General features: G+C 45.1%; 18 protein-coding genes. 13 read left to right on the forward strand and 5 right to left on the reverse strand.

Going from position 1 to position 18,075, the window contains the following annotated elements:
- Position 1 precedes the first annotated feature (1 nt).
- The 9 genes from vscY (at position 2) to MTF70_RS20005 (ending at position 8,942) form a co-directional block, all read left to right on the forward strand.
- Positions 2 to 343 (forward strand): type III secretion system chaperone VscY, encoded by a 342-nt coding sequence (gene vscY / locus MTF70_RS19965; protein WP_158156522.1) that lies wholly within the window; start codon positions 2 to 4, stop codon positions 341 to 343.
- Positions 327 to 2,453, forward strand: a complete 2,127-nt coding sequence (gene vcrD, locus MTF70_RS19970; RefSeq protein WP_104979251.1) for a SctV family type III secretion system export apparatus subunit VcrD — start codon at positions 327 to 329, stop codon at positions 2,451 to 2,453. The genes vscY and vcrD overlap by 17 nt, the downstream gene beginning before the upstream one ends.
- The gene (locus MTF70_RS19975) at positions 2,453 to 2,866 is read left to right on the forward strand and encodes an LcrR family type III secretion system chaperone (RefSeq protein WP_053304394.1); all 414 of its coding nucleotides are present in this window, start codon (positions 2,453 to 2,455) and stop codon (positions 2,864 to 2,866) included. The genes vcrD and MTF70_RS19975 overlap by 1 nt, the downstream gene beginning before the upstream one ends.
- A 60-nt stretch (positions 2,867 to 2,926) precedes the next feature.
- On the forward strand, positions 2,927 to 3,211 hold the full coding sequence (locus MTF70_RS19980; protein ID WP_005377254.1) for an LcrG family type III secretion system chaperone: 285 nt from the start codon (positions 2,927 to 2,929) through the stop codon (positions 3,209 to 3,211).
- 10 nt (positions 3,212 to 3,221) lie between these two features.
- Positions 3,222 to 5,045, forward strand: a complete 1,824-nt coding sequence (locus MTF70_RS19985) for a virulence-associated V antigen (protein WP_158156520.1) — start codon at positions 3,222 to 3,224, stop codon at positions 5,043 to 5,045.
- 12 nt (positions 5,046 to 5,057) lie between these two features.
- Entirely contained in the window at positions 5,058 to 5,543 is a 486-nt protein-coding gene (vcrH, locus tag MTF70_RS19990; protein WP_005377258.1) for a SycD/LcrH family type III secretion system chaperone VcrH, read from the forward strand.
- Between the two features lie 7 nt (positions 5,544 to 5,550).
- Positions 5,551 to 6,750 carry a type III secretion system translocon subunit VopB gene (gene vopB / locus MTF70_RS19995; RefSeq protein WP_005377260.1) on the forward strand — a complete coding sequence of 400 codons (1,200 nt, stop codon included), beginning with the start codon at positions 5,551 to 5,553 and terminating at the stop codon, positions 6,748 to 6,750.
- A 10-nt stretch (positions 6,751 to 6,760) separates the two neighbouring features.
- Positions 6,761 to 7,765, forward strand: a complete 1,005-nt coding sequence (vopD, locus tag MTF70_RS20000; protein ID WP_047102689.1) for a type III secretion system translocon subunit VopD — start codon at positions 6,761 to 6,763, stop codon at positions 7,763 to 7,765.
- Positions 7,766 to 7,970: 205 nt separating this feature from the next.
- Positions 7,971 to 8,942 carry a TAXI family TRAP transporter solute-binding subunit gene (locus tag MTF70_RS20005; RefSeq protein WP_248394222.1) on the forward strand — a complete coding sequence of 324 codons (972 nt, stop codon included), beginning with the start codon at positions 7,971 to 7,973 and terminating at the stop codon, positions 8,940 to 8,942.
- Positions 8,943 to 9,236: 294 nt separating this feature from the next.
- On the opposite strand, the gene MTF70_RS20010 is transcribed toward MTF70_RS20005, so the two are convergent.
- The 5 genes from MTF70_RS20010 to MTF70_RS20030 form a co-directional block, all read right to left on the reverse strand.
- Positions 9,237 to 10,007: a sulfite exporter TauE/SafE family protein gene (locus tag MTF70_RS20010; protein ID WP_054728528.1), complete on the reverse strand. Its 771-nt coding sequence runs from the start codon at positions 10,005 to 10,007 to the stop codon at positions 9,237 to 9,239.
- A gap of 81 nt (positions 10,008 to 10,088) precedes the next feature.
- Positions 10,089 to 10,604, reverse strand: a complete 516-nt coding sequence (locus tag MTF70_RS20015; RefSeq protein WP_053307019.1) for an adenylate kinase — start codon at positions 10,602 to 10,604, stop codon at positions 10,089 to 10,091.
- A 279-nt stretch (positions 10,605 to 10,883) separates the two neighbouring features.
- Entirely contained in the window at positions 10,884 to 12,410 is a 1,527-nt protein-coding gene (locus MTF70_RS20020; RefSeq protein ID WP_005388177.1) for a tripartite tricarboxylate transporter permease, read from the reverse strand.
- 19 nt (positions 12,411 to 12,429) lie between these two features.
- Positions 12,430 to 12,924, reverse strand: a complete 495-nt coding sequence (locus tag MTF70_RS20025; protein WP_205461543.1) for a tripartite tricarboxylate transporter TctB family protein — start codon at positions 12,922 to 12,924, stop codon at positions 12,430 to 12,432.
- Between the two features lie 238 nt (positions 12,925 to 13,162).
- Positions 13,163 to 14,134: a tripartite tricarboxylate transporter substrate binding protein gene (locus MTF70_RS20030; protein ID WP_005388181.1), complete on the reverse strand. Its 972-nt coding sequence runs from the start codon at positions 14,132 to 14,134 to the stop codon at positions 13,163 to 13,165.
- Between the two features lie 266 nt (positions 14,135 to 14,400).
- Here MTF70_RS20030 and MTF70_RS20035 point away from each other — a divergent pair, with 266 nt between their 5' ends.
- From MTF70_RS20035 to prpC, 4 genes are all read left to right on the forward strand, one after another.
- A complete protein-coding gene (locus tag MTF70_RS20035) occupies positions 14,401 to 14,799 on the forward strand; it encodes a GFA family protein (RefSeq protein WP_017821694.1) in 399 nt (132 codons plus the stop codon).
- Between the two features lie 264 nt (positions 14,800 to 15,063).
- Entirely contained in the window at positions 15,064 to 15,777 is a 714-nt protein-coding gene (locus MTF70_RS20040) for a GntR family transcriptional regulator (RefSeq protein ID WP_005377279.1), read from the forward strand.
- 12 nt (positions 15,778 to 15,789) lie between these two features.
- The gene (gene prpB / locus MTF70_RS20045) at positions 15,790 to 16,686 is read left to right on the forward strand and encodes a methylisocitrate lyase (RefSeq protein WP_193837345.1); all 897 of its coding nucleotides are present in this window, start codon (positions 15,790 to 15,792) and stop codon (positions 16,684 to 16,686) included.
- Positions 16,687 to 16,817: 131 nt separating this feature from the next.
- Positions 16,818 to 17,960, forward strand: a complete 1,143-nt coding sequence (gene prpC, locus MTF70_RS20050; RefSeq protein WP_005377283.1) for a 2-methylcitrate synthase — start codon at positions 16,818 to 16,820, stop codon at positions 17,958 to 17,960.
- The last annotated feature ends 115 nt before the right edge of the window (positions 17,961 to 18,075 follow it).

The following is an 18,075-nucleotide window of genomic DNA, read 5'->3' on the forward strand; positions in this document are numbered from 1 at the left end:
CATGTTGAGATCCAAAGACATTGAACTCTTACTTGTTCACGCTGCGCTACAAGTTCAATACCAAAAGCCAGAGCATGCCATTTCTATTCTCGATGCGGTTCTAGAAATAGAACCGCATCACAAAGAGGCGATGCAAACACTTGCTGTGGCGTGTTTACAAAGTGGTCGATATACCCGGACGATTGAGGTGTGTGAGCACTTATTAAAATCCGACCTTCATCCTGACTCGGCAGGACTCTGGTTTTGTTTAAGCCAAGCGCGTTGGAAACAAAATGACGTCGATGGGGCACGCCAAGCGCACCGACGCTATCTGCAATCTTTAAATAGTGAATCACATGAATAAGTTGATCGATATTCTAAACAAAGTAGGGCAACGCAAAGACATTATGCTTGCGGTGATGTTACTCGCGATCGTCTTTATGATGATATTGCCACTTCCTACCGCACTGGTGGATGTGCTGATTGGCACCAACATGAGCATTGCGGTGGTGCTGCTTATGTTAGCGATTTACATCACCACGCCACTTGAGTTCTCTGCATTTCCTGCGGTGCTATTGATCACGACATTGTTTCGTCTGTCTTTATCTATCACGACAACCCGCTTGATCTTGCTACAAGGCGATGCTGGTCAAATCGTTTATACATTCGGTAACTTCGTTGTGGGCGGTAACTTAGTGGTCGGTATTGTTGTGTTCCTGATCATTACCATTGTTCAGTTTATGGTGATCACCAAAGGCTCAGAGAGGGTAGCAGAAGTTAGTGCGCGCTTCTCACTCGATGCGATGCCTGGTAAGCAGATGAGTATTGACGGTGACATGCGTGCCGGAGTAATTGACGTACACGAAGCTAGGCACCGACGATCACTGATTGAAAAAGAAAGCCAAATGTATGGCTCGATGGATGGCGCGATGAAGTTCGTTAAAGGCGACTCCATTGCGGGTCTGGTCATCATTGTGGTCAACATCTTAGGTGGCGTCACGATCGGGGTAACGCAAAAAGGCATGAGTGCTTCTGAAGCACTTGAGTTATTTGCGATTTTGACCGTTGGCGATGGTTTAGTATCGCAGATCCCGGCACTCTTTATCGCGATTACCGCCGGTATTATCGTGACGCGTGTTTCTCATGAAGATTCTTCTGATCTTGGGTCGGACATTGGTGGGCAGGTCATTGCTCAGCCACGTGCGCTTCTTATTGGTGGTGTGCTTTTGGTGCTGTTCGCACTCATCCCTGGGTTTCCAAAAATCACTTTTTTGGTCTTGGCCGCCGTGGTTGGTGGTGGTGGTTTCTTCCTTTTCTATCAACAGAAAAAACAAGCGGAATCAGATAGCACCGACTTATCAAGCTTTGTTTCGCAAGGGGCCGGTTCGCCAGCAGCGAAGCCAAGCAAACCTACGCCTTCTAGAAACAGTAAAGGTAAGTTAGGTGAGCAAGAAGAGTTCGCCATGACGGTCCCGCTGTTGATTGATCTTGACGCGAGCCTTCAGGAAAGCTTGGAAGCGGTCGCATTAAATGAAGAGCTAGCAAGGGTGAGGCGCGCACTATATCTCGACCTCGGCGTGCCTTTCCCGGGTATCCACCTGCGTTTTAACGAGGGGATGCAAAATGGCGAATATTTAATTCAGTTACAAGAAGTTCCGGTTGCACGAGGACGAATTGTAAAAGACCAACTCTTGGTGACAGAAGGGAATGAGCAGATCGACTTATTAGGCGTGCCTTATGAGCAAGATGAAGATTTTCTACCCGGTATTTCTAGCATTTGGGTGGCACAGAGTTATGAGCAAAAACTCGTAGCCAGTCATGTCGGTTTTCTCACACCCGACAGGATTTTAACGTACCACTTGTCTCATGTTCTCAAGGAGTACGCACAAGACTTTATTGGTATTCAGGAGACGCGTTATCTGTTGGAGCAGATGGAAGGCAGTTATTCGGAGCTAGTCAAAGAGGCCCAGCGTATTGTTCCGTTGCAAAAAATGACGGAAATCTTGCAACGCTTGGTTTCTGAAGACATTTCTATCCGAAACCTTCGCGTGATCTTGGAAGCGATGGTTGAGTGGGGCCAAAAAGAGAAAGATGTTGTACAGCTGACGGAGTACATTCGTTCCAGCTTAAAACGTTACATTTGCTACAAATACGCGAGCGGACAAAACATGTTGCCCGCTTACTTATTGGATCAAAGTCTCGAAGACACAATACGCAGCGGTATTCGTCAAACCTCAGCAGGGAGTTACTTGGCGTTAGACCCGTCAGTAACGCAACAATTTGTCAGTGATGTGAAACAGACCATTGGTGACTTAAGCCGCATGCCGAATAAACCTGTGCTAGTTGTGTCTATGGATGTACGCCGATATGTGCGAAAGCTTATTGAATCGGAATACTACGATCTGCCCGTTTTGTCATTTCAAGAACTAACCCAGCAAATCAATATTCAGCCACTTGGAAGGGTGGGGATGTAATGAAAACAAAACTAATACTCTCGCTGGCGCAAGCGGGGATCGAAGTGACGCCATACTTTTGGCAACAAAGTGAAATTCAACTTGGTTATCGAATTGAAGTTGAGGGCTTAGAGCTCGTTTTTCGGGTGGAGGACGGTGAAATCATCATCGTTCTTCTGAAACGCGTTCGTCCAAAATTGGGGTTGAGTAACCCCTTTGCCGGCTTATTTCTTTTGGCTGAACATGCCATTCAACTTTATCCCTCCGATTGGGTCATTCGCGGCAACGTCGATGTGTTACGTGGTAGCAACATGAGCAGCCAGCGATTGGCACAGTTCTATCTAAAAGCATGCGGTGCAAGCCATGATGAGCTAGACGACTGGTACTGTTTACGCCTAGCAGATTATAGACCTTTGAAAAAGTTGAAAAAGTAAAAACTCACGACTGTTACTGACAGCACCGATGAGATGACCCGCTTTAAGATAGGAATCAAGATGAAGCAACCGTTTACCGATGCGATTGAGAACGCTGAGCTTGCCATTAGAAAAGCTGAAGACAGAACCGATATTTTTAACGAGCTATTGGAAGGCTTAGGTGTTGGTCCTGTTGCGGGGGATGTTTTACTTGGCGGCATAAAAGCGCCAGTAGATACCATGAAACGTGCAGAGCAAGAGCTAATAGACGAAGTCCAGCGCCGCCGGCAACAACAAACTCAGCTACAAGGTACGTCAGGTAAACGCAGAAAGCGTCCCACAGTGATGCGCGGCATGATGATTTAGAGGTTTGGAAATGACGAATATGAAAACGACTGGCTCTACGACAGGAGCAACAGACACAGCTGCGAGTAGTGCACCATTACCCACTTTCCAACAAAACTTGATAGAGGCATTTACCCCTGTACTGGGTGAAGCAGAGACTCAGCAACTTGCCTCTCTAATCTCTTCATTGCCAACTATCTCGGGACAAACGGAATCACAAAGCATCGCGCTTTATGTTGATACGCTTGAAAACCTAAAAGCGAAAAATAACGCGTTTGCTGGTATATCATTGACCGACACCGCATCTGTTTGGATAAAGTCGCTACAAAGTGCTAACTCAGATGGCGAATTAACCGCAGCCGAGTTTAATGCTCAAACAAACCAAACGCTATCAAATCAGTTTCAGGCTTGGTTTAGTAAGTTACTGACGGAAAACGTAGATAGCTCGTTATCTACTGAGTTTGTTAGTCAATTCAATTTGGGGACTCAGAGTAACCAAGCGGAGCAGATCGCCAACCTCTCCGAGACAGGTCTGGCTAACGCCACCAAAGAAATTTCTCTTTTTGTTGCAGTGCTTGCTAATCAAATGGGCTCCCGTGAAGTGAGAGATGCTTCTATTTCTTTTCTTCGCAATGCCTTTAGTAGCTTAGGCTCCGTTAATCTCGCGCAACTGAAGAGCTCGGACTTTCTGTTGACTAAAGAGAGTTTCGCTCTTCAAGTCTCAGCTCAATTAAAAAGTAGTTTTCAAGGCATCGGTATTACTTTAAGCACCGATGACGCAAGTGCGCTAGCTAGCAGAATTACCTGGACTCCTGGTATTTCTAAGCAGCAGCTTAAAGAAGCGTTAGATGAAATGGCCGCTCAAGTGAAAGGCCAATATAGCGCAGCTTATGGTGAGGCGAGTGGAACGAACAATCTAAAAGCAGCACTTAATACTGTCATTGGTGGAACTGAGCCTTTGACCCTTTCTAGTCTGTTCGCCAACTTCGCGGTGAGTTTAACAAATATAGAAATCGACGACTTTTACCAGGACAGCGCGATAGCCGATGTCCAAAAGACACAGATAACGGCAGCTCAAGTTAATTTGATCAAAGAAAACACCGAACGAGATATCCGATTACAGTTTGAAAAAATAGTAAAAGGTGAATCTACCGGGGCTTCATTTACTGAGCGATACGAGGCATTGCGCAAGAACTTAGGGGCATTGAAAGAGCGTCTACTCAATATCACCGATAAAGAGAAAGCGGATCGCGAGGTGAGAGCAGAGCACTCTCTAACGGCTCGTGATTTGTTGGCCGTTGTTGAGTCCAGCATTGGAGACCGTTTTGATGAGCAAGTGCTGCTTGCACTAAATGAGCGTCGTGTTAACCGTTTAGAGAAACGTAATGACCAGAAAGAGGCATTAGAGGATCTCACAATACAGCTTAAAGTTTTTGGTGTTGTGCAATCAAAAATTCACTCTACGCAAAGTGTTGATGGGGTTTATAAACCGGGATATCCAGAAAGTAACTTCAAAGCGAGTGACTTTAACTACAGCAATCAAACGGATTTTGAAGCTTCACCTGAGTACAAGTATTTGACGGATAATAAGATAACAAACCATCGAGACTTCCTTCAAACACAAGGTATTACTATCGGTGATGGTGCGTCGTACCAAGACGAAGAGAAGTCGAAAAAACTGTCTAATTTTTCTAGTTCTGTCAGTGCTAAATCCAAGTTGCTTAACGATGAAGTGCAAATCAAAACCACTGAGCTGAACGACACCAGTTCTCAATACAACTCGACCGTTGAAGCGATGAACAAGTTTGTTCAGAAGTACCACAGTATTTTACAAGAAATCCTACGAGCCATTTAAGGATAACCAACCATGACTAAAACAAACGCGACCGATCCATCCCAAATGCAAGCAGAAGAGCTGCTGTCTTTTCTGGAAGAGGGAGGCACGCTAAAAATGTTGCACGATGTGTCTCAGGACACCATCGAACACATTTATGCCGTAGGTTACAACTTTTTCCAATCGGGAAAGATTGAGCAAGCAGCGAAAGTATTTCAATTACTCAGCATGCTTGATCATTATCAGGCGCGATTTTTCATTGGCCTTGGCGCGGCTCGTCAGGAGTTGGGTGAGTATCTGCAGGCAATAGACGCCTACAGCTACGCAGCGCTAGTGGACGTAAATGATCCACGCCCACCTTTTCACTCTGCTGAATGTCACCTTAAACTGGAACAACTGACAGAAGCAGAGAGTGGGTTTTACAGCGCGAAGGAGATGTCTGCCGGAAAATCACAATATGCAGATTTGCATGAGCGTGCAGGCATCATGTTAGAAGCGGTGAGAAATAAAAAGGAGTAATTAGACTATGAGTTCTATTGCACTTGACCGCATCCAGACACAGGTTTATAGCCCTGAATCTGGCCAAGCCACGTTAGATAACGTGCAGAAAACGGCGTCTACAGCGACGCCTTCTGTGACGGTAGAAAACGTGAAGAGTAAAGATGCAGATGTACTGAACACCGGAAAAGTAAAAGTTCAGTTAGATGCACCTAACGCAGCTGTTAGTGACAAAGTGAATGATTTGACGCTAAAAGCCATGGCACAGCTGCAAAAGATCGTCGATACCATTGCAAAATCTCTCCATGCAGTTGCAGACCAAACAGGTTCGATTGCCGTCAAAATCATCGCAGGATCTGCTGATGATTTTGAAGTAGAGCTTGCTGCTATCACGGATAAACTGAAAAGTGCTCAAAACGAGCTGAAAATTCAGGAAGTGAAGGTCGCAAAAGCTAAGCACGAAAAAGAGATGGTGGAAAACCAAGACAAAATCAAAGAATCGGAAGCCGCTGCAAAAGAAGCCCAAAAATCAGGCTTAGCAGCGAAGATCTTTGGTTGGATCAGTGCGGTGGTTTCTATTGTTGTTGGTGCCGTAATGGTGGCAACGGGTGTTGGTGCAGCGGCCGGTGCACTTATGATCGCTGGTGGCGTCATGGGAGCAGTGAGCATGGCGTTGCAAGAGCCAGCCGTTCAAGATGCGCTAAAAGAAGCGGGCGTAAATGTCGATGTGCTAAACAAAGTCGTAATGGCATTAGAAATCGCCGTCGCGGTTATCGGAGCTGTTGTGACGTTTGGTGGTGCAGCAGCTGGCGGTATCGCGAAACTTGCAGCGAAAGGTGCTGGTAAGGTAGCTCAAAAGGTCACGGAAATCGCTACGAAAGCCGCTGCAAACATGGCGAAAGTGGCGGATATGGGCACAAAAGCTGCGACAACAACAGCGAAAGCGATTCGTTATGGCGCAGAAACCGTCGATCTTGCCGTCAACGTGGGTAAAGGCGCAACGGACAGTGTTCACGCTGCTAACAATGCTCACGTGACAGAGATTCAGGCTGATATCACAGACCTTCGAGCCAAAATGACGTTAAGCCAGGCTGTCATTGATAAGCTCAAAGAAGAGATTGGTAAGTTGATGGAAGACTTCCAAGAGCTGATGAGCCTCATCATGCAAATGATTCAAGCGAAAAGTGAAACTATGCAAACGGTGTTAAGCCGTCCTGCAACGGTATAAGGAGTTTATTATGCTAGATAAAGTAGGCGGAATGGGTCGTGGTGAACTATACGGTTTAGGCGATACCATTAAAACCAACAAAGCAGAAAAAGCACCGGAAACAAAGCTTGAAGCGGGCGCTGTTAAAAGCCAAAGTGAGTCAGGTGTTTCTGGTGCAGCACGCTACCAGTTAGAGACACCTAAAGCTCCCACAGTGAGTAACCAAGCTCAAGTTGTTGCAAACCTAATGAGCGCTCTTGCGCCGACGGTGAGCTCATTAATGAGCACAACGATGAAAGCACTTAACGGTGAGGAGGTGATCAAGTCACCATCAGATGCGGTATCACAATCGTTGACGCTATTAACATTGTTGTATCAAGTATCAAAGCTGAGCCGTGAGCAGCAAGTGCTACAACGTGAAATTGCTGTTGAAGCAAACGTCGCGAGTTTAGAAAGCCAAGCGGCAGAACTCAACAACTCGGCAAGCGCGATGATCGCGATGGCAGTCGTTTCGGGTGTACTAGCGGGTGCTACCGCAATTATTGGTGCCCTTGGTTCTTTCAAAGCAGGGAAAGAAATCAAGAATGAAATGGCGAGCAATAATGTACTTAAAACGCAAAAAGCTGGCTTCGATCAAGCAGAAGAGTTATTAAATAACAATAGCTTGTCTAAAACGCAGCAAGATCAGGTTAAGCGTGCGCACTCACTAGCGAAAGACAATATCGCAGACACGACAGCGCAGCTGACAAGTGGTGGCCGTAAGTTCGATAAGTTGATGAGCTCAAACCAAGCGAAGAACGCTATTCTTCAAGCTTTGGGCCAGATGGCAAACTCAGCATCGAATGTAGAGCAAACCAAAGCGCAAGCGCGCAGCAAAGATGATGAAGTACAAGCGACTCGCGCACAAGCAGCCAAACAGAAAGCCGATGAAAACATTGGTTTCCAAGAAGGTTTATTGAAAGAGCTACGTGACTTGTTCCGATCTATCTCAGATAGCCAGAACCAAGCGTGGCGAGCATCAGTCCCAACGGTGTAACCATCCGTTTCACTAACTACAAAGCGTTGTTTATACAACGCTTTTTTTATGGGATTCAAGTCTAAATGCTATTTATCAGTAGGTTAAGTTGATAAAAAAGTATATATCTATAAATCAACCTCCAAGGATGAGAACTTAAACGTTATCAAATTGTTAACGATTGCTATACTTAAACGGTCATCAACACAAGTAAAAGGGATGTTCAATGTTTAAGTTTAAGCAAATCGCACTTGCGGCTTCTTTGGCGGCACTCACAACAGGCTTTTCTGCGTCTGCGGAGGAAAGGTTTGTCACGATTGGTACCGGTGGAGTAACAGGGGTTTATTATCCGACTGGTGGCGCTATTTGTCGCTTGGTTAACAAATCGCGAGAAGATCACGGTATCCGTTGTTCGGTAGAAAGTACTGGGGGATCGATTTATAACATCAACACTATTCGTGCTGGTGAATTGGACCTCGGTATCGCGCAATCAGACTGGCAGTATCATGCTTACAAAGGAACCAGTAAGTTTGAAGAAAGCGGGCCTTTTAAAGAGCTACGCGCCGTATTCTCCGTTCATCCAGAACCGTTTACTGTCGTTGCACGTAAAGACGCGAACATCAAAACTTTTGATGATTTGAAAGGTAAGCGCGTTAACATTGGTAATCCTGGTTCTGGTCAGCGAGGTACTATGGAAGTGCTAATGAACCAGTATGGTTGGAGTAACGACGACTTTAAGCTTGTCTCTGAGTTAAAAGCAGCAGAGCAATCAAAAGCACTTTGTGATAACAAAATTGATGCGATGATTTATACCGTTGGTCACCCAAGTGGAGCGATTAAAGAAGCCACTACGTCGTGTGATAGTAATATCGTAACGGTAGCTGGACCTAATGTAGAAAAACTGGTTGCAGACAACAGCTTCTATCGTGTCGCAAATGTCCCGGGTGGTATGTATCGTGGCACAGATAGTGATGTTCAAACCTTTGGTGTGGGCGCGACGTTTGTTTCTTCTACTGCGGTACCAGAAGATGTGGTTTATAACGTGGTTAAAGCGGTATTTGAAAACTTCGATGATTTCCGCCGTCTCCACCCAGCGTTTGCAAACTTGAAGAAAGAGGAAATGGTAAAAGACGGTTTATCTGCGCCTCTTCACCCAGGAGCGCTCAAATACTACAAAGAAGTAGGGCTGATTAAGTAAGCGTTACTTTCTCTTATTATTGATGTAAAACGCCATCTTTCTCGATCAATGCCACTCGTTTAACCGCGAGTGGCATATTTCTATTTCTCGTCATCCTGTACAGCGACGAAGGAGCGTGATACAGGATCTTCTATCCGAGCACTTTGTGATCAAAATTGTTTCATTAGCCGCTTAGTGTAGTGTTATTAGATTCCTAACCTCGCTGGAGTGACACAAAAAATCGTTAAGCTATCTGCATTAATCTTTCGCGCTAGCGTTTTTTGTAGGAGTGTTATCCACTTGTACAAGTTTTGCTTAAACATAAACATCAATGAAAAAGTAGATAGTGATGAGAATAGAAGAAAGAGCAACAAACCCTTTAACATGATTGGGATTCAGTTGACGAGAGACACGAGCTGCAAGATACCCACCTACCAACGTACCGACCAAAACAACACTACCTGTCTGCCAGTCAATGGAACCATTGGCAACAAAAATCACGATAGCAATGAGTGAAACACACGTAGATACGAGCAATTTCAAACCGTTCATTAAATTAATGTCTTGGTGACCAGCTACTACCAGATAACTCAGAACAATAACCCCTAAACCTGCGTTGAAAAAACCACCGTAAGCAGAGACACCAACAAGTAGTAAACCCAACGCAATTGCTCCGAGTATGCCAGCATGTTTGTGCTCTTTCGCGACAGTTTTTATTAGCATTGTTAAACGAGAACCGGTGAGAAAAAGCACGGTGGCAAATAAGAGTAACCAAGGGATGGCTTCCATAAATAGCGATTCTGGCGTGTTGAGCAACAGATATGCTCCGACAGCGCCGCCGACTAAACTGAATGAGACTGTGAACAGCAGTTCATGCTTGTTCTTCATGATCTCTTCTCTGAACCCGACGGCTCCGCTAATGTAACCCGCACATGAAGCATACGTGTTTGTTGCGTTAGCCATAATAGGAGGAACACCAACTGCCAATAGAGCCGGAAAAGTAATAAAGCTTCCGCCTCCTGCTATGGAGTTAATGATCCCACCAATTACGCCAGCAACGAATAAAAGTGCGAGTTCTAAAAGCATAAACAATCCTTGTTATGTTCTTTTTCATTGTTAGAGCTTCAGATGATCCAACCTACATGCTCTAATGTTCTGATATGAGGTTTACTTTACCCGCTCCAAAACAAAATTGTTCAGTTCTGTAACGTTTTTGATGACATGAACGGCTTTAGTTTGAGAGTACCCCTCGAGGCGAGACATAAAGTCATCATTCCAGAATGCAGGGCATTGCTGAAGAACTTTGTAGCTTTGTAACGTTCCTTTCAGTACCGAACTACCATCAGGCCAACCTTCAGGTTTAATGAAAAGTCCTTTAAGGAGACGTTTCGTCACAAACCAATAGCTTACTGAGTATGGTAGATCAATATAAATGAGAGTATCAGCTGCATCTAAACGAGCGTTAAAAGAGCTGATCGGTCCAAGGCCATCTATAATCCAACGATCTGAGCTTAGTATATTGCTATGGGCTTCATCAAAAACGTTACGCTCAACGGGATCACCGTTTGGTTTATAGACTATTGAATCTAATTGATGAAGAGGAAGACCGGTAGCCGACGCGATTACTTTACTTACCGTCGATTTTCCACTGCCGGGTTTACCAAAAACTGCTATTTTTTGCATTGTGACCGCCTCCAAGAGAGCTTTTCCCATACGGTAGAGACAGAAAACCCACCGTTATGGGTGGGTTCGATAAATACTGAGCGCATCAAAAAATCCCACCATTCCTATGGAATGATGATAATTCGTTGGTTAAGTTGCGCTAAGTGTGTGTTCATACAATCACCTTCATATAACGACAGTGATTTGTCAATACCATCTGCACAATAAGCGAACGATTTGGAGGGCGGAAGATAAAGCCATCACGATGGATGGCTTTATCTAGGTTGAAAGAGACAGCGATTACTGCTCAACGCTGACTGGCTGTGCTTTAAACTTTTGAATCAGCTTTACGATTAGTGGACTTGCCAATACCAATACAGCTAAAACAGTAAAGGTAAGGGTAATAGGACGCTCCCATAGGAAACTCAGTTCTCCATCTGAAATCATTAATGCGCGGCGTAAGTTCTCTTCCATTAATCCTCCAAGGATGAAGCCCAGCAATAAAGGTGCGAGTGGGAAGTTAGCGAGCCGAAGTGCAATGGCAGCCATAGCCACAATCAGCATCACGAACACATCCATAGTATTAAAAGAGACCAAATAAACGCCGGTGATTGAGAAGAATAAAATCATCGGTAGAAGCACCGTTCTTGGAACCGCCAAAAGCTTTGAAATGTACGGAATCAACGGTAAGTTCAGGATCACAAGTACGATGTTGCCGAAGTACATGGAAATGATCACTGACCAGAACACATCTGGGTGTTCAACAAACAGGCGAGGGCCAGGTTGAATACCATAAGCGATCAGCGCACCGAGCATTATTGCTGTTGTACCAGAGCCCGGAATACCAAGCGTTAATAGCGGTACAAATGAACCACTAGATGCTGCATTGTTCGCAGACTCTGGCGCAACCAAACCACGTATACTGCCTTTACCGAACTCATCCTTTTTCTCTTTAGGTGCGAGGTTGCGCTCCATACCATAGCTTAAAAAAGCAGCAATGGTTGCCCCTGCGCCAGGAAGAACGCCAGTGAAGAAACCTAATATTGAAGAGCGAATTGAAACAGGCGCAACATCTTTGATTTCTTCCTTGGTCACTTTCATTGAGCCAATGTTGCTCAGCTTTTCTTGTTCTTCATCGCTGGTGTCTTTTGATGGTTTAAGGATGCCCATCAATGTCTCACCCAGTGCGAATGTCGCCATTGCAAGCAACAAGAAGCTAAAGCCATCCATTAAATCCGTTAAACCGAAGGTAAAGCGTTCAACGCCTACGCCTTTATCGATTCCAACTGTAGATAGCATCAAACCAAGAATGGTCATCATCCACGCTTTGATTACCTGACCTTTCCCCGCAAAAGCCGCGACAGCTGATAACCCAAGTAGCATCAACGCAAAATAGTCCGACGATTGGAAGCTAAGGGAGACGCTAGCCAATGCTGGTGCGGCAACAAGCAACATAATGGCAGATAGCGTACCGCCAGTGAAAGACGAATAAGCTGCCAAAGCTAATGCTTTACCTGCCTGGCCTTTTTGAGCCATTGGGTAGCCGTCGAATGCTGTGACCACGGTTGAAGAACAACCCGGCGCGTTAATTAAAATCGACGATGTAGAACCACCAAATACCGCACCGTAATAAACACCCGCCATTAAAATAAGGCCAGAGGAGGGCTCTAGGCCATAAGTAATTGGGATCATCAAAGCAATGGCTGAGATCGGCCCAAGTCCAGGTAACATGCCGATAAATGTACCGACGAAGCAACCAACGATCACCATCATAATGTTCATTGGCATTACTGCAGTGGATAAACCTTGTAGAATTCCATCTAACATAATTCAGTCCTTTCTTTGACTACCAGATGGTGAAAATCAAACCCGGTTCGAGATAGATGTCCAAACCTTGAGTGAGTAATAAGTAGAACGCGATCACGAATGGAAACGACGCGCCAAACAGAACGGGTTTACGTCTTTCCCCGAGCAGATAAAAGCCAGCCAATAAAAAGAAGCCAGTAGCTATCACAAAACCTAAGTAAGTCAGGCCCACGCCGTAGAGCGCCATTAAAATTAAAAAGGCAATCAGTAACTTCCAATTGAAGGTCAGCACTGCGCCACTTTGTTTATCTGGTTGTCCTGTCACCAGCAATAGCAAAGAAAGGCCGACACCAACGTAAGTCAGGATGGTTGGCAGAGTACGTGCGGTGAATGGTTCATACTCATCACCTGGAAACAATGGAATTTGTGAGGTTTGATAACCGTAGCAAAGACAGAAAAGTAGAAAGATCATTGCGCCGACGCGGTCACGACAGAGCAAATATTCTTTGGTGAAAAAGTTGGTTGAACGAGACATATTCAACTCCTAACAAAAGTAAAAAAGACCGCATATGGACGTCAATGAATAAACTAAACCATTAACAATTAAGCATTTCGCTGCTAGTCGAGCCGCTTTGGGTATATAAACAAAGGAGTGTGCATGCCGATTGTCGACAATGTCCATATGCGGTGAAACTTAGAGTGCAAATACAATGGGGAAATACCAACCTACGTTATTCATTGAGGTTGGTATCTGAGGGACCCCAATTCGATTGTTACTTCAGGAAGCCTAACTCGCGCATTAAGTCACCCATCTGTTGCTCTTGATCTTCAAGAAACGCGAAGAATGCTTTATCCGCTTTATAGTTGTCGATCCAACCATTGCGGTCTCGAACGACTTGCCATTCGTCGGTGTTATACATTTTAGTAAATGCGGCATTCCATTCATCTAGCTTTTCTTGGCTTGTGCCTGGTGCTGCAAAGAATCCACGCCAGTTAGCAAAGACAGTTTCATTACCATATTCGGTGAGAGTTGGAATGTTAGGCGCAGCTTCTAAACGTTTTGGTGCTGTAATCGCTAACACTTTCACTTGCCCAGACTTAGACATTTCGAGTACTTCACCTAACCCTGTAGAGAGCAGTTGTGTTTCGCCTGAAAGTAGGGCAGCCATGGCTTTTCCACCTGCATCATAGGCAATGTAACGAACTTTGCGCGCATCAAAACCTTCACCTTTGAAAGCCGCTGCTATAACCAAATGATCCATAGAACCACGAGCAGAGCCACCAGCAACCTTCACTTTACGAGGGTTTTCTTTAAAAGCTTTAACGACATCTTCCCAAGAGCTGTAAGGAGAATCGGCTGATGTAACAATGGCGCCATAATCGGCAACCGTTGCGGCAACAGGAGTCAAGTCGCGGAAAGATTGTGGGAAGATCCCACTGAGCGAGCGAACGACGATCGGTGTTGAGTTCACCATGAGTGTATCTTCTTGACGATCAGCCGTTTCAATCAAATGTGCGATTGCTTTGCCACCGCCACCACCAGATAGGTTTTGAAATGATACGGTTTCAACGATGTCCGACTTTATTAATACATCACCAGTACCTCGGGCGGTCATGTCCCAACCGCCACCGGCACCTCCAGGGATAAGAAAGTGCATTTTTTCAATATCTGCAGCAAGAGCGTTGAATGAAAATGAAGCTGCGATGATTGAAGCGGCGAGCGTTGGTTTGAGTACCTTTAACATGTTCACGTTCCTTATGTTAGCGACTCTATTTAGTTGAGCCTTATTGTTTTTGCTCAGTTGTCATGCCTTGTAAGCGTTAAAGCTGAACTTGGTGTAAAGGTTAATTAAGTGTTAAATATCTGTCTGTAAAAGAGATATAAAGAGAATATTGAGCATTTCGGTTATTTTGTTCATAAAGTTCACGGCGAGAAGTTGGTGTTAGGTCACGCGGCTTTACGCTTTGGTAGGCCATAATAAAATGACGGAAAATGAACGAGGAAAAGAGAATGAAAGGGACGTGTTTGTGCGGCGCAATTGAAGTCATCGCTGAGGTTAAAAATGAGGTTAGCCTGTGCCATTGCTCTATGTGTCGAAAATGGTCGAGTGGCGCACTTCATGCGGTGCATTGTGGGCCTAACGTGACGTTTAAAGGTGGCGAACCTAAACGTTATCAGTCGTCAGACTGGGCTGTGAGGGGGTTTTGCGGTGAGTGTGGCACAAACCTTTTCTACCATTTGTTGCCGACAGGTGAGTACATTCTTTCCGCTGGTTTGTTCGATAACCCAGATTTCAAACTCACTTTAGAGATTTTTACCGATGAAAAGCCAGCTTATTATGACCTCAATTCCGCTTCACAAAAGATGACTTCGCAACAAGTATTTGATCAATTTGCACCTAAAGAATAGTTTTTTATCCGATTATTGTTCGACAACTGAGCTTTTAGTTTTTAGATCATAAGCTTAAAGGTTTATAAGTTGTCGACAATATGAGTTCCCCATTCTTTATTTCTGCTAAAAATGGCACTTAATAGGCATTTTAGGCCCATTTAAATTACGACCTTAGTCTAAATTGTCGACAATTTACTTGATTGTCGACACTTTGATCGACTACTTTATATTCAGGTTAAGAAATTGTAGACATTTCGATGTCGGTAACAAGAGTATCTGAATATGAACTCTGAGTTGAAAGCTCGTTATAAAGTGCTGGGTTCTGAGAAAGAACACACCAAATCCGAAACGCTGACCGAAACACTCATTGAAGTCATTGTTAATGGCGACGTGAAGCCTGGCCATAAGATATCAGAGCCTGAGCTAGCAAAGAAATATCAAGTCAGTCGTGGGCCTTTGCGTGAAGCATTGATGCGCTTAGAGGGGCTAGGGCTCATCGAGCGAATTCCTCATGTTGGGGCTAGAGTGACCACTTTTTCTCCGGAAAAGCTGATAGAACTTTATGCCGTTCGAGAAGCATTGGAAGGCATGGCGGCAAGGTTAGCTGCGCGACACATTACGCAAGAAGAGCTCTTAAGCTTGGAAATGCTATTGTCGACACATTCCAAGCATATAGACCAAATGGAAGGCGCGTCTTACTTCCATCAACATGGTGACTTTGATTTTCACTATCGCATCATCCAAGCCAGCAGAAACAGTAAGTTAATATCTCTGCTGTGTGATGAACTCTATCACTTATTACGGATGTATCGTTACCAGTCGCCACGTGCGCAATCTCGCCCGAATGAGGCGCTCACCGAACACAAATTCATTTTGGAAGCCATTCGCAATCGCGATGAAGAGCTTGCAGAAATGTTGATGAGAAGACACATATCAGGAAGTCGAAAGCTCATCCAATCTCAAATTATACATACAGAAAGTTTAGACAAAGACTAGAAGGAATTCGTCATGAGCTTAACACCGGGAGCGAAATTCAGACTCGCCATTGAACAAAATAATCCACTACAAATTGTCGGCACTATAAACCCGTATTGCGCCATGATGGCAAAAAACTTGGGTCACCAAGCGATTTACTTGTCTGGTGGCGGTATCGCAAATGCTTCATACGGATTGCCGGATCTCGGTATCACAACATTAAACGACGTTTTGGTTGATGTTGACCGTATTACTAACGCATGTAATTTGCCTCTTTTGGTTGATATCGACACGGGCTTTGGCGGTGCATTTAACATTGCTCGCACGATCAAAGCGATGGAAAAAGCGGGCGCGGCAGCGGTGCACATGGAAGACCAAGTCGCACAGAAACGTTGTGGTCATCGTCCGAACAAAGCAATAGTCAGCCAGCAAGAGATGGTTGATCGTGTAAAAGCCGCGGTTGATGCACGCAATGATGAAAGTTTCGTGATTATGGCTCGTACAGACGCGCTAGCTGTTGAAGGCATGGACAGCGCAATCGAGCGTGCGATTGCGTGTGTGGAAGCTGGCGCAGACATGATCTTCCCAGAAGCGATGACCAAGCTGGATCAGTACCTTCAGTTCTCAAACGCACTTGAGCAAGCAACTGGAAAGCACGTTCCTATTCTGGCCAACATTACCGAGTTCGGCGCAACGCCACTGTACGGCTGCGATGAGCTTGCAAAAGCGAAAGTCGATATGGTGCTTTACCCATTAAGTGCGTTCCGTGCCATGAACAAAGCTGCTGAAACGGTCTACAAACATTTGCTAGAAGTGGGTAATCAGGAAGCACTGGTTGATTCGATGCAAACACGTAAAGAGTTGTATCAGCACCTGAATTACCACGACTACGAAGACAAACTTGACCAGTTATTCTCTGAAGGGAAATAGCGGGGAAAAGCAAAAATAAACGGAAGCCCAAGAAAAAGATAATCGGAATTTATCTCATCTAATAACGTGAAATTCGTTTGGCTAAAAACACCCCAGAGAGGGAAAAGTCAGACAGAAAAGGAGTTCAAACAATGTCTCAAACTGCAGAAAAGAAAGCAGAATTAGGTGGCGCAGGCCTTCGTGGTCAAAGCGCAGGAAGCACAGCTTTATGTACTGTCGGAAAAACGGGAACTGGTCTAACTTATCGTGGATACGATATTACTGATCTTGCGAATAACGCACAGTTTGAAGAAGTGGCTCACCTTCTGTTACGCGGTCACTTGCCGAATCAACAAGAACTCGATGCATACAAGACACACCTACTCAGCCTTAGAGGTTTGCCAGCCGAGCTAAAACAAGCTTTAGAGTTAATTCCTGCAAGCGCACACCCAATGGACGTAATGCGCACGGGTTGTTCTGTATTGGGTAACCTAGAGCAGGAAATGAGCTTCGAGGAGCAACTGAAAGCAACCGAACGTATGCTAGCCTTGTTCCCTGCCATCATCTGTTACTGGTACCGCTTTAGTCATGATGGCGTGCGTATCAACACCGAGGATCAGACTGAAGATTGCATCGGTGGTTACTTCTTGCGATTACTTACAGACAAAGCGCCATCTGCGCTGCACAAACAAGTGATGCATTGCTCGCTCATTCTTTATGCTGAACATGAGTTTAATGCTTCTACATTCGCAGCACGCGTTTGTGCATCAACGTTGTCAGACATCCATTCTTGTATCACGGCAGCAATCGGTACGCTTCGTGGACCACTTCACGGCGGTGCGAACGAAGCGGCGATGGAAATGATTGAAGATTGGCAAACGCCCGACGAGGCGGAAGCGAACATCATGAAAATGCTAGCCAATAAAGACAAGATCATGGGCTTCGGTCATGCGATTTATCGTGAAAGTGACCCTCGCAACGCCTTAATAAAACGATGGTCCAAAGAGCTATCGAAACAAGTTGGTGATACACATCTATATGCGGTTTCTGAGCGTGTTGAATCAGTGATGAAGCGAGAGAAAGGTCTGTTCTGTAATGCGGACTTCTTCCATGCATCGGCTTACCACTTCATGGACATTCCAACCAAACTATTTACCCCAATCTTTGTGATGAGTCGTTTAACGGGCTGGGCTGCACACGTTTATGAACAGCGTGCCAATAACCGTATTATTCGCCCAAGTGCCGATTATACGGGCCCAGATCATCAAGAATGGGTGCCTATCGAGAATCGCTAGCGCGAAGGTCAACGAGGGCATTATATGCTTTGGTTGACCACCTCCTTCCTTTGTCATTCTCTCTAACAGAGGAAGGAGATCCTCTCATCACTGTGTTTCTGGAGCAATGGAAAAC

It is taken from the genome of Vibrio sp. 2CM40D, from assembly GCF_023161825.1.
GTDB lineage: Bacteria > Pseudomonadota > Gammaproteobacteria > Enterobacterales > Vibrionaceae > Vibrio > Vibrio alginolyticus.